The organism is Membranihabitans maritimus (assembly GCF_021729145.1).
Lineage (GTDB): Bacteria > Bacteroidota > Bacteroidia > Chitinophagales > Saprospiraceae > Membranihabitans > Membranihabitans maritimus.
Window position 1 is genome coordinate 139,314 of the sequence record NZ_JAJSLW010000006.1, and the last position, 17,480, is coordinate 156,793.

At 38.5% G+C, this 17,480-nt stretch carries 13 protein-coding genes; 4 read left to right on the top strand and 9 right to left on the bottom strand.

Annotation, left to right across the window (positions count from 1 at the left end):
• Positions 1-8 precede the first annotated feature (8 nt).
• Both LVD47_RS23710 and LVD47_RS08815 read left to right on the top strand, forming a co-directional pair.
• Positions 9-134 carry a hypothetical protein gene (locus LVD47_RS23710; RefSeq protein ID WP_255785063.1) on the top strand — a complete coding sequence of 42 codons (126 nt, stop codon included), beginning with the start codon at positions 9-11 and terminating at the stop codon, positions 132-134.
• 147 nt (positions 135-281) lie between these two features.
• The gene (locus tag LVD47_RS08815) at positions 282-1,064 is read left to right on the top strand and encodes a class I SAM-dependent methyltransferase (protein WP_236975346.1); all 783 of its coding nucleotides are present in this window, start codon (positions 282-284) and stop codon (positions 1,062-1,064) included.
• Between the two features lie 106 nt (positions 1,065-1,170).
• Here the strand turns inward: LVD47_RS08815 and LVD47_RS08820 are convergent, their stop codons facing one another.
• The 3 genes from LVD47_RS08820 to LVD47_RS08830 all read right to left on the bottom strand — a co-directional run bounded on the left by LVD47_RS08820 (position 1,171) and on the right by LVD47_RS08830 (position 4,741).
• Positions 1,171-1,998 carry a class I SAM-dependent methyltransferase gene (locus LVD47_RS08820; RefSeq protein WP_236975347.1) on the bottom strand — a complete coding sequence of 276 codons (828 nt, stop codon included), beginning with the start codon at positions 1,996-1,998 and terminating at the stop codon, positions 1,171-1,173.
• A 289-nt stretch (positions 1,999-2,287) separates the two neighbouring features.
• Positions 2,288-3,319 carry a glycosyltransferase family 2 protein gene (locus LVD47_RS08825; RefSeq protein WP_236975348.1) on the bottom strand — a complete coding sequence of 344 codons (1,032 nt, stop codon included), beginning with the start codon at positions 3,317-3,319 and terminating at the stop codon, positions 2,288-2,290.
• Positions 3,320-3,439: 120 nt separating this feature from the next.
• Complete coding sequence (locus LVD47_RS08830; RefSeq protein WP_236975350.1) at positions 3,440-4,741, bottom strand: glycosyltransferase; 1,302 nt, start codon at positions 4,739-4,741, stop codon at positions 3,440-3,442.
• Between the two features lie 62 nt (positions 4,742-4,803).
• Between LVD47_RS08830 and LVD47_RS08835 the strand changes: the two genes are divergently transcribed.
• Positions 4,804-5,934 (top strand): glycosyltransferase family 4 protein, encoded by a 1,131-nt coding sequence (locus LVD47_RS08835; RefSeq protein WP_236975352.1) that lies wholly within the window; start codon positions 4,804-4,806, stop codon positions 5,932-5,934.
• Between the two features lie 306 nt (positions 5,935-6,240).
• Here LVD47_RS08835 and LVD47_RS08840 read toward each other — a convergent pair whose 3' ends face one another.
• From LVD47_RS08840 to LVD47_RS08850, 3 genes are all read right to left on the bottom strand, one after another.
• Complete coding sequence (locus LVD47_RS08840; protein ID WP_236975354.1) at positions 6,241-8,706, bottom strand: YfhO family protein; 2,466 nt, start codon at positions 8,704-8,706, stop codon at positions 6,241-6,243.
• Between the two features lie 50 nt (positions 8,707-8,756).
• Positions 8,757-8,897 carry a hypothetical protein gene (locus tag LVD47_RS08845; RefSeq protein ID WP_236975355.1) on the bottom strand — a complete coding sequence of 47 codons (141 nt, stop codon included), beginning with the start codon at positions 8,895-8,897 and terminating at the stop codon, positions 8,757-8,759.
• Between the two features lie 137 nt (positions 8,898-9,034).
• Entirely contained in the window at positions 9,035-10,885 is a 1,851-nt protein-coding gene (locus LVD47_RS08850; protein ID WP_236975357.1) for an ABC-F family ATP-binding cassette domain-containing protein, read from the bottom strand.
• Between the two features lie 128 nt (positions 10,886-11,013).
• Here LVD47_RS08850 and LVD47_RS08855 point away from each other — a divergent pair, with 128 nt between their 5' ends.
• Positions 11,014-11,298, top strand: coding sequence for a hypothetical protein (locus LVD47_RS08855; protein ID WP_236975359.1), 285 nt, complete (start codon positions 11,014-11,016; stop codon positions 11,296-11,298).
• Positions 11,299-11,376: 78 nt separating this feature from the next.
• Here the strand turns inward: LVD47_RS08855 and LVD47_RS08860 are convergent, their stop codons facing one another.
• The 3 genes from LVD47_RS08860 to LVD47_RS08870 all read right to left on the bottom strand — a co-directional run bounded on the left by LVD47_RS08860 (position 11,377) and on the right by LVD47_RS08870 (position 17,475).
• On the bottom strand, positions 11,377-13,512 hold the full coding sequence (locus LVD47_RS08860) for a carboxy terminal-processing peptidase (protein WP_236975361.1): 2,136 nt from the start codon (positions 13,510-13,512) through the stop codon (positions 11,377-11,379).
• Between the two features lie 235 nt (positions 13,513-13,747).
• Positions 13,748-15,910 (bottom strand): sodium-translocating pyrophosphatase, encoded by a 2,163-nt coding sequence (locus LVD47_RS08865; protein WP_236975363.1) that lies wholly within the window; start codon positions 15,908-15,910, stop codon positions 13,748-13,750.
• A 335-nt stretch (positions 15,911-16,245) separates the two neighbouring features.
• Positions 16,246-17,475, bottom strand: coding sequence for an alpha/beta hydrolase family protein (locus LVD47_RS08870; RefSeq protein ID WP_236975365.1), 1,230 nt, complete (start codon positions 17,473-17,475; stop codon positions 16,246-16,248).
• Positions 17,476-17,480: the final 5 nt, after the last annotated feature.

Here is a 17,480-nt window from a genome sequence, read left to right on the forward strand (position 1 = left end):
CAAAGATAATGGATTCTTGGAAAAGCCGGGAGGCGGAAGATGGAGTCGTCATAGCAATCAGTTCTGTGGGAGTCCAAAATGAAGTTACGAGCCTTGAGCCATTAGCTGCGAGCTTTTCATGGTTCATGCCTTAATGCAAATTGAATAATTGAAGAGAGTACATTGATAATTGATAATTGATAATTGATAATTGATAATTGATAATTGAAGCTATTTATCTACTTTCGTATTTAATACATTTTCATTATTCGATGTATTTCAATATTGAAGCCAATTAAGATATGCAAGACCGACACTCCGACAGACAGCGCTATTTCAACGAACAGGCGTATACCACCCAAAAATACGTAATCCCCTACCTGGAAAAGTTTGGAAAAGTAGATTCAAACTCGCGTGTCCTGGAAATAGGCTGCGGAGAAGGGGGAAATATCCTCCCCTTCCTGGAAAGGGGTTGCAAAGTCGTAGGTATCGACCTCAACTGCAAGCAGATCGAAAACGCAAAACAATACCTTGTAGAATATAACGAAGAGCAACTTCAATTGATCTGCCAGAACATTTATGACGTTACACCCGAAGAGTTTGGTGTATTTGATATTGTGATCATGCGGGATGTGATCGAGCATATCCCCAACCAGGAAGTGTTTCTGGGATTTGTCAAGCGGTTTATGCACGAAAACACATTATTCTTCCTGGGATTCCCCCCCTGGCAAATGCCTTTCGGAGGGCATCAACAGGTATGTAAGAACAAATGGCTCTCAAAATTGCCTTACTACCACTTACTTCCCAGAAATATATATAAGTCTATCCTCAAGAAGGGGGGCGAATCCGAAGGAAAGATCCGCAGCCTAATGGAACACGTAGACACAGGTATCAGTGTAGAGCGATTTAACCGCATTATCCGGGAAGAAAATTACCGGGTGCTCGACCGAAGCCCTTACCTTTTCAATCCCAATTACGAAATCAAATTCAACCTCACACCGCGGAAACAACTGGATTTTATTGATTCTATTCCCGTGTTTCGAAATTTTGTGACTACTTGTTATTATTTTATTATATCGCCGTGAGCTAAAAAGATTGGGTAAGAAAAAAGATAATTCATGTAGGCCGAGTGCTAGTCAGTAAAAAACTAAAACCCGTTTATCTACACACTTAAATGGATAATTTTTTTAACTAATACGCCAAATGAAATTCAAAACCAACATTCCTTTTCTCATCTTCCCTGTCCAATATCACGATCCCGACATTGTACAAGTCAATGGAATAATTGACATCCTTGTCCGCTTTAATAATTTTCCAGGCTTCTTTCATGCCCTCACTCCAGTTGATATCATCAAAAATAATAATCGAAGGATAGGAGATTATTAGCTTTAGTTGTTGCAAGTATTCAAGGGTGGGATCTTTCTTGTGATTACCGTCTATAAATAGCAGGTTAAAAGGAATTTTCTTCGACACCATTTCCGGGAAAGTAGTATCGTAAAGCCCCTGGACGACTTCAAACTGTTCTTTTGGTACAATATTTTCAAATTGGCCGGAAGACAATTCACATAATTGCGGAAGTCCTTCCATACTAACAAATCGACTACCGGCTTTATCTTTTATACATTCGAGTATATAGGATCCGGAAATCCCCACATTAGTACCGATTTCCAAGACCACCGGTTGGTCCGGAATATCAGCCAATGCGTACAGTAATTGGCACCACTTCGGTTTTGAGGCTGCCCTTTTGCAAATACCTGCTACGGTAGATGTTTGATCCGAACCAAAAACTTCATAAGAGACAATGGTATTGTCCTTCATAAGTTTTTGTCGATAGCTTTCACACCGGTCAAATGCCAACAGATCTTCGGAAGAAAACCGCGATTTTTTCACTTTAAAAAAAGCCTCAAGCACTTTTGCCAATAAAGGATTTTTATACTGGGCTATTCTTTTCATTTCCCGATCAAACTTCACCCTCCTTTCAGCGATCAGTGCGTGTTTACGTATCTTTTTTAAGATCATGGTTTCCTTATATTATGGAGCAAAATAATTAAGATTTCCAGTAATAAAAAATTAATATCACTTTTACTAAGTTGTCCCCGAGTATACTGGATTAAATCAAGAAGGTAAATTATTCCTCATCTTATGCAATCCCATATCACAAAATCCCAGAAAAAAACCGGTCTTATTCCTTTCACAAGAAGCCCCCTTCCCACGACTCACGACCAAACTCAAATTCCCTACTAATTTAGGTTAGTCTTCACTAAGTAAAATTTACCATTTTTGCTCCCTTTATCTAGTTCGATACCATTCAATCGCCAACTTTTCCGTAATAATTTTTGACAAATCCTTCAGCTTCCTGCTTACCTATTGCTCGCTGGAACAAGGCGTATAAAAAACCCAGGCCATAGGCAAACACCTGCATATTCAGGGTAATAATTGACAAAAAAGAAATTTTAATGGATTTGTATTTGATAAAGGATTCCAAAAATGCCCAGACACAGACAGCTAAATGCCCAAGTAATACAAGATACAGTATCGGTCGAAGCCCTTGAAATATCAAACCCAATACAAGTATCAGAATATAAAACGCAACCAAAACGGCGGGTAAAAAGTGGACCGGTTTCAACAAAGACTGGTGCCGTACACCTAAATTGATACGTGCCACTCCCCAATTGAATATCTGCCTAAAAAACTTGGACAAACTTGTTCTTCTCTTGTGGTACACAAAGGCATCAAAAATAAACCCTACCTCGAATCCGGCATTGTAAATCCTGGCCGAATAATCCATGTCCTGTCCATGCCTCAGGTGATTCATCCCTCCAATTTGCTCATACACCTTCCGGGACACGCCCATATTGAAACTTCGCGGATAAAACTTACCGATCTGGTTTTTACCACCGCGAGTACCACCCGTACCCACAAAAGATGTCATACTGTAATTGATAGCCTTTAGCAACCGGGAGAAAGAAGGGTGATCCGTATCAGGGCCGCCAAAGGCATCATAATTATTCTCCATTACTGCCTGATGAATTCTTTCCAAATAGGTAACGGGTAATATACAGTCAGAATCGACAAAAATAAAATAATCTCCGTTAGCTTCACTCATCCCAAAATTACGGGCCGCCCCAGGGCCACGATTTTCCTGAAAAAGTGTTACAATATTCAATTCAGAATTGGATCTATACGATTTAATAAATTCCCTAAAACCATCGTCAGAGCCATCATCTACAAATAAAACCTCAAAATCACTTCGGTTGAAATTAAGATCTTCGACTGATTTCAACAATTCCCTGACTTCCGACAATCTGTTGTAAACAGGTATTATAAGGGTATATTTCATCCTTTTTCTTTTTATTAAACTAAACTAGCTTTTTGGCATAAAAAGCCATATAGATATTTCATTTAATCTATATTCAATTTTCCCAATACAAATTGGTATTAATCATCATCAACCCTCCCTCTATTCCGTCATTTCATCCAATATTTTCACCAAATCACCCGTCAAATTTTGTCTTGAATAGGTAGATATTCGATTACGGTCTCCCAAATACTCCCTGCGCAAACTCCCGCTTTTATGTTTTATAAATAACATCTGCAGTTGTTCCTTAAATCTCTCCTTATCGTCAAAATCAACAACAATCCCACGCCCACTTTCATTTATAATTCTGGCAACATCCCCTTTTGAATCAGCAATCCCTAAAATAGGTGTTTTGGAAACCAGGTACTCAAATAACTTTGCCGGAATAATCTGATCCTGTCCTTTGTTATTGATCAATAAAAGTGTAGACGCGCGATCAATCGGCTCCCAAATTTCATCGTGAGGAATAAATTCCTTAAAAATCACAAAATCCATAAGCCCGAGCTCTTTCAGGCGTTCTACAATATCCGGATGTACAGAGCCTATGAATTCAATACAAAACTCAGAAGGAGTATATCCAGTTTTGTTAATAATCTCCTCCAGCGCTACCCAAAATTGTTCAGGATTCCGTTTGGCTGTTACACTCCCCAGGTGCAGCAAGGTAAAACGCTCAGCCTCCTCCCGATCTTCGAAATGCATTTCAGTATCAAATCCATTGGTGACAACATCTACTTCTCTATCACCGAGCACCGAAAACTCCTGTTGTAGCTTATAACTAGCCGCTACTATCCTATCCGCTCCGGTCAAAACCGCTTTTTCAAGATTTCTGTGTTTCTTATCTGCCCATTTCGACAGTTTTAGGTCATCGTAATACACCACTTTTGTCCAGGGATCCCTAAAATCCGCCAACCAGGGAGTTCCCAGCTTTTCCTTTAATCCCAATGCAATGAGATGTACTGATTGCGGAGGACTGGTCGAATAAATGGCGTCCACAGGACTGCTCTCCAAATATTCTCCTAAAAATTTGATAGAAGGTTTTATCCAGAATCTCCGGGCATCCGGTATAAAAAAATTACCGCGAACCCACACGGCCAGATTTTGCAGTAAAGGACGTTTGGTTTTCTCGGCAACTACAACCGGTTTGATAGTATCCCCCTTTTTCGTTCCCACTGCTGATTTATACAAACTATAAGGCTCCCATATGGGATGTTTCAACACCTTGGTTCCTTCAGGTATTTCTTTTTCCAACGAGGAGTCCAAATTGTGAAATTCACCATTTTCGACTGTATACACCACTGGTTCCCACCCGTATTTTCGAAGGTACTTGACAAAGTACAGGGCTCTTTGTACACCGGGACCTCCTGCCGGTGGCCAATAGTAGGTTAACAGAAGTAATTTCTTCATCTTGCAAAGATTATCAAAATTTCTATCTTTGACAGGCTATGGCATCTCAAAATCCAACCCACATGAATATTCTTTACATTGCAAAGAATATTCCTACTCCTACTCGAAAGGCCAATCGAGTCATCTTTACATTGGCTGAAAAACTTGGTGAAAATTTCAGTATTGACTTCCTGTATCCCAAAGAAATAGTGCCTGTATTTTTGAAAAACCACCAAAAGTATCGCCACTTGAAATCTTTATCGAGCTGGACCTACAATTCTTTTAAAATCATCACTACATCTTATCTACGTCTCCCGATAAAGAACTTTGAGTTTCTATTTTTACCACTGACCTTCTCTGTTCCACAACATAGTACAAATTACCAATTAGTTCACGCCCATTATTTACTTCCTGATGGTTTTATGGCCTATCAAATTTTTAAAAAAAAGGGAATACCTTATCTTGTAACCATTCGCGATACTGATATCCAGTTAATTAAGAAAATAAAGGAAAATGGCCACACTTCCAAAAACATCAAAAAGATTCTGGAAAATGCTAGTCAAATTATTGTTCTCAACTCACATGCCAGGGAAATAGTACTCAATCGATATGGTGTTCAATCCAAACTTATACCCAGTGGTATTGAAAGCAAGGAAATCCTGAAGCAACCGCCGGAATATGATGAGGATAAACTGATCGTAACTACAGTTGGGAGTCTGATCAGAAGAAAACAAATAAATTGGGTAATCAACGCATTTATTCAATTACACAAAGAATTTTCCAATATATTTCTTAGAATTATAGGTGAAGGGCCCGAATTCGACAAACTCAATATCTTAGCTGAAGAGGCAAGAGAGGCTATAGAATTTACCGGTCAGGTACCTAAACCCCTGGTACTGGACTTCTTAAAAGAATCAGAAATTTTCCTTCTTCCGAGTATTCGGGAGACGTATGGCCTCGTATTCAATGAGGCAGCAGCTAATCACAATGCTATGATCGGATTACACCTTGAAGGCCCTTGTGGAACGTACGAAGAAGATAATGAAATGCTTTTTGCTATTAATTTCGAAGATTTTTACCAAAAGCTGAAATTATTGATCGAAAATCCTAGAAAAAGAAAATCTTTAGCAGATAATGCATTAAAGAAAGTCCATAATTTAACATGGGAAAACATCATCCAAAAATACCATGAACTCTACAAATCTGCACACTAAGCCGCTATATTCATGACACCCCCGAATGCTTTCGGGAGAATAATGACGGTAATACTTTCAAAGCAATTGGTCTTCAACGTAATATTTCAGGATCAACCTCCAGATGATACTAAAGACTGGCAATTTCGAAGATAAATGAATGTCAGGACACGGTAAGCCAATGCAATTTATTTATCACACAAATTTTGGCAAAATGGCAGGCAAATAACAAGTTATTACATGTTTTGTAACTAGTTCATTATTACACTTTTGCAGTTTCCCTACCCGCTGAGTGGGTAATGGTTAGCATTTTCCGGCTAAGGCATATTAATTCACTTTTTCTTCATTGGTTGTCCTCCAGAATTTCAACCCATTGCCACCTTTCCAGTAAGAGTATATCCCTCCCAGAATCAACAATAATAATCCCAGTGATATACCTAGAGATACGCGTTCCCCTACTAAGTAACTCGCTGGGCGGAATTTGAATTCTATAGTATGTTCACCTGCCGGGACAACTACCGCACGTAATGCAAAATTGACGCGAACAATAGGAACTTCTTCACCATCGATATAAGCTTCCCATCCCGGTCCATCGTACCACAATTCGGAAAGGACCAGCAACCCTTCTCCGGAATTATTGGTCTTATAAGAAAGGTCATCCGGTATTTTTTTCTCCTGTGTCACACTACCCGCAGCGGACCATTGTGTTTTGCCATTTAACTCTTTCTGGAATTCATCCATTAATACCACCGCTTGATTGCGGGTATTTATCGAGTCCAATGCTCGGAATTCTTCGTCAGGAGTATGGACCGGAATAAGGTCTTGTACAAACCAGGCTGTTCCATTAGCCTGAGAATTAACATTTAACTTACCATCACGGCCGATTATGTATTTGGTATTTAGCATATTAAGTACACGTTGATTACTCGTACTTATATGCCCATCAATCAAATCCTGGTATCGGGACATTTTCAAAGCGTGATAACCACCTATTGTATTGTGATAATACGATGTCATATTCGAGTTAAAAGTATTAATAGAATAGTCCAAAACCCGATAATCAGCTCTGTGGTCTTCTCGTGATAAAATCTGCTCATCAATCGGGCGCATTTGAAAGGTGCTTTCATATTGACGATCCGTTGCAAATTTGTCCATGTGGAAATATCGATAACTAATAGGGGCAATATCTATCAAAAATATCACTCCTACACTAAGACTAAACAACCACTCCGTCTTAATTTTCCGGTGGTAGAACATCCATATTGGTATAAATGCTAAAATGACCATTAACAAAGAACGCCAGGCATCATTTTTCAACAAAGCTTCTCTAGCTTCTACTATCATCCCCAAAACGTTTTGGGACCGATAATTCTCTGCATTAACTCCCTCAAAACTGAACAAGGAAGGTCCGATCAACGCAATTATCAAGCAAAAACCAGCCACAATGCCGGTCGCAATCCAAACCTTCTTTGGAATTTTCACCTTTAGCGATTTTCCTTTTTTACTCTTTTTAAAACTTCCAATCCAACGGTTAATTCCTGTAAATGCTGCAAAAGACAAGAACATGGGGAGTATACTCAATGCACTATTTGGAGCCCGAAAATTATTGAACATTGGAAAGTAATCAAAAAGTGTTTTATTCAGGAAAGCCGCATTTTTCCCCAATGAAAGAAAAAGCGTTATTATTATTGCTCCACCATAAAGCCACCTCTCATTCACAGTCAGGAATCGAAAGCCAAAGACCGTCAACAAAATCAGCGAAGCTCCGAAATATATGGCTCCGGAGGTAAACGGAAGATTTCCCCAATACAAGGGACCAAGATACTTATCTCCTTTCTTTTGGCCGTTATTCTGTTGTAAAGCCCTTTCTAATTGGGTATCATGGGGTACTGGCTCCTGGCTACTTCCACCAGCAGCACCCGGAATTATACTAGGAACTAGATCGACAAACCCATTACTCCATTGCATAGCGTATTGCCACCCCAGGCCTTCTTCTGTATTCGTCTGAGATTCTTTGGTCAAAACCGATCCACCTCTGGTTGATGCTTCGGCATATTCCATTGTAGTCCAAAGTCGGGAAGCATTTGCCAATACACCGGATACAACCGCTATTAAAAGTAATAAATAAACTCCACCGATTTTTAATGCTCTTCCACTTTTGATTCCCTGATATGTTTCATAAAGAATATATGGGATGGACGTCAGAGCAAAGTAATAAATCATCTGAGGATGGTTCTCATAAATCGCCATGACTGAACCCAAAGCGAATAATATAAATCCCCAAAGTCTTTTATCACGGAATAATAAAATCATACCGGAAAGCAAAAAAGGGAGATAAATGATAGTCATGACCTTACTCATATGTCCGGCCTCAAATAATATAAAATTATTGGTGGTAATCATTACTCCTATTGCACCGATAGTAGACAACCAGTGCTTTACACCTAATGACTTCAAAGCAATAAAAGCAACTATCATCCCCAATAAAAACATTCCGATAGGACGCTTGATGAAGCCCAGGAACACCTTATCAATCATTCGAAATACATTGCCTGTGTATGTTAACTTTACGAAATACGATGGCATTCCGCTGAATATAGCATCAGACCAAAGGATTTGCCGTCCCAATTCCTGCCTAAGATCAGATATTTCTTTTCCTTTGGCACGAGCTTCCATCGTATCCCCCGCCGTATATTTTTTCCCTTGAAGCTGAGGATAAAATAAGGCTACAGAAATCAAAAAAAACAAACCAATCGAAATGGAATTATTAATTAAGCTTTTTTTTTCGAACATATCGGGTATATTATTGCTTGATTATAAAGAAACCGTTTAAAAACAATTTGTTATGTTACTGCGATGCCATTGATCCTCATACGAACGCTTTCGGGAGCACCTATTTTTTCGTCCCATCCCTTCTGGGGATGAAATTCAAAATGAAGTATGTCTTGCCCCAACGGGAGATCTTCGGGAAGAATCAAGTACATATCAGTAATTTTAACATTCACTTATTAAACAACTTCAAGGATAAAAATATTTAAATATTTTAAAAGAAACGGATTGACAAAGAAGATTAATTCAATTCTAAAGGTTTACTCTGGTTGGCTCATCGGGAAACTTCCATTCAAGACTCCAGTTTTTCCACCAATTCTTCCCAATCTGATTCCAATTCTACAATTTGTTCTTTCACCTTACCCAACTCTGCATTCCACTTCGTAAGGTCTTCAACAGAAATAGCAGGATCTTGAAACTTTAATTCTAACTCTGATTTCTTTTTCTCGAGCTTTTCGATCTGCTGTTCGAGTTTTCGAACTTTCTTCCGTGCCTCATACTGATTTTCACTGGGCTGGGATTTAGGCTCGACTACCTTATCATTTTTTGACTCCTCATCACGAACCTTTTGCCATTGCAAATAATCAGAATAAGAGCCATTAAAGTCTTTTATACCCCCATATCCATCCATTATAAAAAGATGGTCAACGATTTTATCTGTCAAATAACGATCGTGACTGGCAATAATTATACAGCCCTCAAACTCAATTAAAAATTCTTCCAGTGTATTCAAAGTAAGAACATCAAGGTCATTGGTCGGTTCATCGAGGATTAAAAAATTGGGGTTACCCATGAGTATTTTTAACAGGTGCAAACGCCTTCGCTCCCCTCCGCTCAAAAGGGAATAAAAGACCCTTTGCTGGGATCTTGGGAACATAAACTTTTCCATTAACTGTTCCGCAGAAATAAAACCACCGTTTCTCGTAGGCAAGGATTCTGCTACGGATTTTATCACTTCGATTATTGGCTGATCATTCTCAAGGAGAAGCCCTTCCTGGTTGAAGTATCCAAATTCAATAGTACTTCCTTTTTTCACTTCCCCCGAATCAGGCACAATTTTTCCCGTTAGTATATTCAATAAGGTCGATTTCCCAGTGCCATTTCTCCCTACCAGGCCTATTTTTTCACCTTTCTTCCACTTATAAGAGAAATTTTTGATAATAGATTTTTCCCCATACGCCTTTGATATATTATCACACTCTAATATGGTAGAGCCCATTCTTCGTGACAACACATTGAACTCCAATTCATGGTTGTAAATGGATTTTTTTGCTTCGGTACGGATTTCATCAAAAGCATCTATCCGGGCTTTATTTTTTGTCGTCCGCGCTTTAGGCATTCTGTTGATCCATTCCAATTCTTTCTTCATTAATTTGGATGCCTTGGCCTTATCGGACTTCTCTTGTTCAATCCGATCCTGCTTTTTCTGCAGATAAACCGAATAGTTCCCCGGATAAGTATACAAACTTCCATTGGCCAATTCCAAAATCTGGTTGCAGACATCCTCCAGGAAATAACGATCATGCGTCACCATCAAAATAGACTTAGAAGATATCGTTAAATACTCTTCGAGCCATTGGATCATTTCTACATCCAGATGGTTTGTGGGCTCATCCAGGATTAATAAATCAGGATCATCAATGAGCAATTTTGCAAGTGAAACTCTCTTTAGTTGCCCCCCGCTTAATTCATTTAATTTCTTATCGGATTCGTGTATATTTAATTTGGAAAGTATTTCATTAATTCTGGACTCAGTGCTCCAGGCCCTGGCATTGTCCATCATTAAAGTTGCCTCCTCTAATAGATCCTGGTTACCCGCCCCCAAAGCCTCTTTATAAACTTTAAGTGCCTTTACTTCAGGAATATCCGTACTAAAAACAAAATTTGCCACTGTTTGATCCCGGTTCATATCCTCGGCTTGTTTTAAAAACCCCATTCGAATGGAAGGGTGGATAAATAATTTCGAAGAAGGATCATCAGAAACCTCTAAACCAGCAGTCATTCTTAGCAATGTACTCTTGCCACTACCATTTGGAGCTATGAGCCCCACTTTATCACCCTGGTTCATATGGATAGAAAGACTCTCAAAGAGGATCTTTTCACCATAGGATTTGCTCATGTTTTCAATACTTAAAATATGCATTCAAATATTAATTTGTATTATCATGTTACTTTTCAAAACAATGATAAGAAAAAGACTACAAGTTTGTGTACATAAATGAATCCATTAAATTTATATTCTTGTTTAAATCATCCAAGAAGAGTAGAAATATGAATTCAGCCAAACTTATCGAAATACTATCTGAAAAAAAATCTTCCCATTCTTTAAATATACATCAGGAAGCTTTGTGGCATATACACGAAGACAGTTGGGAAAAAGCTCACAATCTTGTACAAGATGAAAGTGACTCACTTTCCTGTTTGATTCATGCTTATCTTCACAAGCTGGAAGGAGACACATGGAATGCAAATTATTGGTATAGCAGGGCTGATTCGCCCCCCCTTCAAATGTCCAATAAAGAAGAATGGGAGTACCTGGCTAACAAGGCATTATGAGCCGAACCCGCCCAATATAAAAGAGAAAACCCCAAAATTACTTTCAGGGCTTTCAACATCGTCAAATATTCTTTTTGGTTAATTCTCCTTTAAATTAATTGCATCTCGTTCTCCCGCGACACTGGTCAATGAATGAGTCTCAATTAGGTCATTTACAATATTGAGTGCTTCATTAATATAAATATCTTTTTTGATATTTATAATTTCAGATTTATTACTACTTATAATCGATGAATCAATTTGAATTTTATCCATATCCTCCGGTAAATTGGCCACATCCAACTCCTCATTAACAGGAAAAATATCTTTGTACTTTTCAGACTCTTTCTTTCTTTTATCTTCCATTTTTTCAAAAGCTTCCAGTTGCAAAGGATAGTTGCTTTCATCCCTCATATTTTTCATGCGCATAGCATTTTCATCTACCAATCCGAACACCTCACTTTGCTCGACTCTTTTACGGGATAACACCTTTATTTCTTCCATATTATCCACCTTGAAGACTTTTTGATCATATTCAAGGGGATCAATCTTAGTCCAGTCAAGCGGATTTTCATATTCTTTCTCTCCCATTTCCATATAAGAATAAGCATCGGGTAAAATGATATCCGGAACTACTCCCTTTAATTGAACGCTTCCGCCATTTATTCTATAATATTTCTGAATGGTAAGTTTCACATCGCCCAAATCATCATAGGGACTATTACCTCTGAATGCCTGGTCCAGATGAAAGAATCTTTGTACCGTTCCTTTTCCAAAAGTAGAATTACTTCCCACAATAACAGCCCTTCCATAATCCTGCATTGCCGCTGCCAAAATTTCGGATGCTGAGGCACTGAATTGATTAACCAAAATCACCAGTGGACCATCATATCTCACTTTTTCGTCTTTATCTTTCCAAATATGGGGATCATCATCCCTGGATTTAACCTGGACTACGGGACCTTCACCTATAAACAATCCGCTAATATCAACAACATCACTAAGGGACCCACCCGGGTTGTACCTTAAATCAAGAATAATTCCTTCAACATTTTGCTTTTTCAATTTCTCAAGTTCCTCAGCCATATCTTTTGAGGATCTTCTGTCTCCATCAAATTCAAAATAAAATCTCGGCAATTTCACATAACCAATCTTTTTGTCCAGCTTATTATCTTCTATTAAAAAAGATTTTGCGAAACTCTGACCTATTTCGACTTCATCCCTTATAATGGCTATTTCTTTCATCACTCCATCCGGTTTTTTGACAACCAACCGCACTTTTGTTCCCGCTTCACCCCGTATTAACTGCACCACATCATCTGTTCTCCATCCCCTCACATCTACGGGTTCTTCTTCCCCCTGGGCTACTTTAGCAATCAAATCATTTTCTTCTAGTTCTTTTCCTTTCCAGGCCGGACCTCCCGGGACTACACTCACTACTTTAGTAAATTCACCATCTTTTGTCAACCGGGCTCCTATTCCCTCCAATTTACCGGACATATCAATTTCAAAATCTTCTTTCTTTTTGGGACTAAAATAATTGGAATGGGGGTCATTTGCGCCAGTCACTGCATTCATATATTGGTCAAAGAAGTCAGCTTTTCTCAAATCGTCCTGATTATCAAACCATCGATCGTACATCCTTTTAGTTCCTTCCCTGGCTTCTTTTTCCAATTCTTCCAGTGTCAATTCTTCATCCCCTTTTAATCTGGCATTCTTTTTATCTAGTACCCTGTTTACCGTTTCATATTTTAGTAATTTCCTCCAATAATCCTTCAATTCTTCTTCAGATGACGCAAAGTTCATCTTATCCGCATCCATTTCTACAACTTCATCAACCGACAAATCAAAGGGTTCCTTTAATATCTCTTCATAATACCCCTTAGTGCGTTCAAAGGCCTGGACATATAATTCATAGGATTCATCGAAAAAATCCAATTTTGATTCTTTTACTTCTTCATCAATTGAATTTCTGTGTTTTTTCAATTGATCGACTTCAGATTGTAAAAAAAATTGCTTTCTCGAATCCAGTGAAGACATATAGTTTTCATAAACCTCATTTGAGAACTCATCATTCATTTCATGAGGGGAATAATGAAGGTAGTCTACAAATGTGGTAATACCTTTGACTATGACTTGTTCCCTGGTCAAATCATCCAGAGAAGAATCACTCATTTTATTGATAAACAGACCACTTCCCAAGACTGCAACCAACACAATTCCTCGTAAAACCATCTTATTCAATTTAATTTTCCTTTTAATTTAAAAGATCCTCACACCCATTTGGTTCATAGCAATGGACTATTTCAGCCTGATTGAGGATAGATTATGGTAATATTAACAGAAATATAATGAATTTTCGTGCACACAAAACTAAAAATAGGACAAATAACATAAGTATAACGACAAAAAACCAAAAAGACAAGGTGGATGACCTTGTCTTTTCAGTAATAATTTATTTGTCCTGGTTTTATATAAAAGGGGCAATAACCAGTGCAACTACCGACATCAATTTTAATAAAATATTTAACGAAGGACCTGAAGTATCTTTAAAAGGATCTCCAACTGTATCACCTACGACGGTAGCTTTGTGGGCATCTGATCCTTTGTAATGCATCTCCCCATCAATTTCTACTCCTTCTTCAAACATCTTTTTAGCATTGTCCCATGCACCACCGGCATTTGATTGAAAAATCGCCATAAGTACTCCGGTAGCGGTAACACCTGCTAATAGACCTCCCAACATTTCGTCACCGAAAATAAACCCAACCACAATAGGCGTTGCTACAGCAATTAATCCGGGAATAATCATCTCCCGAATAGATGCCTTTGTAGAAATTTCAACACATTTACCAAATTCCGCTTTGCCATCTGCCTCATTGAATATTTTCTGGTCATTTTCTGACCATTCTTTTACTTCTTTACCTTCATTTCTTTTCATTGCATCCAGGGCAGCTCTCAATTCTGGTATACTATTAAATTGTCTACGCACTTCGTTGATCATATCCATGGCTGCTCTTCCCACTGCATTCATGGCAAGAGAAGAAAACAAGAATGGCAACATAGACCCAATCAGTAGCCCAGACATTACCATTGGTTGTGCAATATCAATTGTTCTCAAATCCGTAGTCTCCATATAGGCTGCAAACAAAGCCAAAGCAGTCAATGCTGCAGATCCGATCGCAAAACCTTTTCCAATGGCTGCGGTGGTATTTCCTACTGCATCCAGTTTGTCAGTTCTTTGCCTTACTTCCTTCGGCAATTCCGCCATCTCAGCTATTCCACCTGCATTATCAGAAATAGGTCCATAAGCGTCAACTGCTAATTGCACCCCTGTATTAGACAACATACCTACCGCTGCAATGGCTATTCCGTATAATCCTGCAAAATGATAAGCTCCCATAATAGCTGCCGCTAAAATTAAAATCGGAATGGCTGTAGACTGCATTCCTACACCAAGACCTGCAATAATATTGGTTGCAGAACCCGTTAAAGACTGCTTTACAATACTCATTACAGGTTTGGTACCCGTACCTGTGTATTTTTCAGTTACAAAACCTATTAATAATCCCGCCAACAAACCGAAACATACCGCCCAGAAAATTCCAATACTTGTGTATGATTTGTCATTATAAGTCCATGCATCAGGTAATAAAGCCGAAATAATAAAAAATGTAGCAATAAGCATTAGAACTGCTGCCACCAATTCGCCCATATTTAAGGCCTTCTGTGGGTCCCCTCCTTCCTTGACCTTTACGAAAAAAGTACCAACGATAGAAGTGATAATACCAACACCTGCTAAAATCATCGGAAGTAAAACTGCATTTAATCCTCCAAAATTATTGGATTCTTCAAATCCACCAAGCCCCAAAAACGCAGCACCTAAAACCATTGTTCCTATTATAGAGCCTACATAGGACTCAAATAAATCAGCTCCCATTCCTGCGACATCACCTACATTATCACCTACATTATCTGCAATAGTAGCAGGATTGAGTGGATGATCCTCAGGAATTCCAGCTTCTACTTTCCCGACCAGATCGGCTCCAACATCAGCAGCCTTGGTATAAATACCTCCCCCTACACGCGCAAATAAGGCGATAGAAGACGCTCCAAATGAAAATCCGGTAATAACCTGAATTACTTTGGCCGGAGCCCAGCCCATACCTGAAAAAATTATAAATAAAATACTCAAACCAAGAACGCCGAGTGCAACGACCGCCAGGCCCATTACCGAACCTCCGGCAAATGCCACTTCCAACGCTTTGCCCAGCCCCGTTCGGGCCGCATTTGTAGTACGTACATTGGCTTTTGTAGCTATTCTCATTCCTATAAATCCCGCAAGCCCTGAACTTATGGCTCCCAGAATAAATGAAACAGCAATTAATGGATTCGAACCGTCAGATACCGTTCCACTATATAATAAAAGTGCTGCTACACAAACGACGAATATAGCCAACACCCTATATTCAGACCTTAAAAAGGCCATAGCACCATCTGCAATATTTTTCGCAATTCTCGCCATTCTTTCAGTTCCCACTTCTTGTTTGGAAACCCATGATGACTTCCAAAACATAAAGAGTAAACCGAGTATTCCACATAAAGGAATTAAATAAGTAATTGTTTGTCCCATTTGCTAAATGTTAATTCATTGTAAGTTAAAAGATCGATAAAAGTAATATTTTATTCGTGCTTCCACAAAGTTTTATCTTTTGAAACCGAAGACAATTTCAAAAAAACATTCTCAGTATTTGGCACATTGTGACCGCAAACATATTACAAATAATACAATTTGCATTATAGAAATTCCGTCTCTGCAAAATTTTAGTCAAAATAACATTTACCAAGTTGCGGTGACCTTACAGGAAAAAGAAATGCCATTTTGAATTTAAATGTAAACTTCATTTAATACAGGCTTTGGAAATTGAAGGGAATTCCGGTTCACCTGACTAACTTTCCAGAAAGGATTTACCGGGCATAAAAAAACATTCTGGAGATATTACCCCTGGTATCAGGGTTATAAGCGTTGAAAATATATTTTCCTCCGACTGGTAAACGATAAAGTTCCAGGATATTTCTACCCGGAATGATTTGTCCACCTTTCATTAATTGCCCTTTAAGATCGAATATATGATAGTTGTAATTGATGGATTCACTATTATCAATTAATAAAATATCTTCAACCAATGTATTTACTATCTCTACTTTAGGTTCGATTTTATACGTATACAATGAAGTAGTCACACACATTTCATTTTGAATAATAATTAGGCCGGTATCAATGGCAGCAAATAAGTCTTCCTGATATAAGGGCGATGTATAAATATTCGAATGCCCACCTCCTTCAAAGGTATAAAGATATGAAGTCACGCCGAGAGAATTTAATTGCTGGTCGATAAGAAAGCTACCGTATATATCAATTAAATCTACCGCCTTCCCAGTATTGTAGGGAACGGTTTCATCATTATCACCATGCATAGAAATAAGTGGTGTAAATTCACCGGATAGCCAGGCTGTGTCCAAAATCCCCCCACTTAAATTAACTCCTGCGACGATAGAAAACTCGTCGGGATCTTTTTCGAAAAACCCTCCGTTATCGTCTATTAATCCCGAAAGTGTTTCATCCAGTAAGTCAGTCGAATCAAGGTACAATCTGTGGATTGTGGTAATAGCACCGGCAGAGCCCCCGCCAACAACAATATTTTCTTCGTCAAAGGCAGGTATCCCATTGATACCATTATTTCTAACCAAAAAATAAATACCTGCATCCAAGTCATAAACGGACTTTAGGGCTACATCTAAAATTTGATCTTTGGACGGGACTCCATTTTGAAAAATAGACCAGGTCCGGTAATTTAATGATGCAACTACAAATCCCTTAGATGCCATTAGTTGAGCTAACTGGACAATTTCTTCACTTAATTTATCTCCATTCTCAGCTAAATACGCCCCTCCATGTAATAAAACCATCAGCGGCCTTGTGTCCCAATTCACTTCCTCCGAATAATATAAATCAAGGTCTAAAATCACTTCATTTCCACCCACCGAAGTTGTTGTATCATAACTCATTTCCGTGGTAATCACTCCCGAAAAAGAATTTTCAGTAAAAGGTGAATTACAATACTCTTGCGCTCCAATTGGGTTGATTATCAAGATAAAAAGGAAAATTATCGCAGAGGCGTCTTTATACTTATTCATAAATT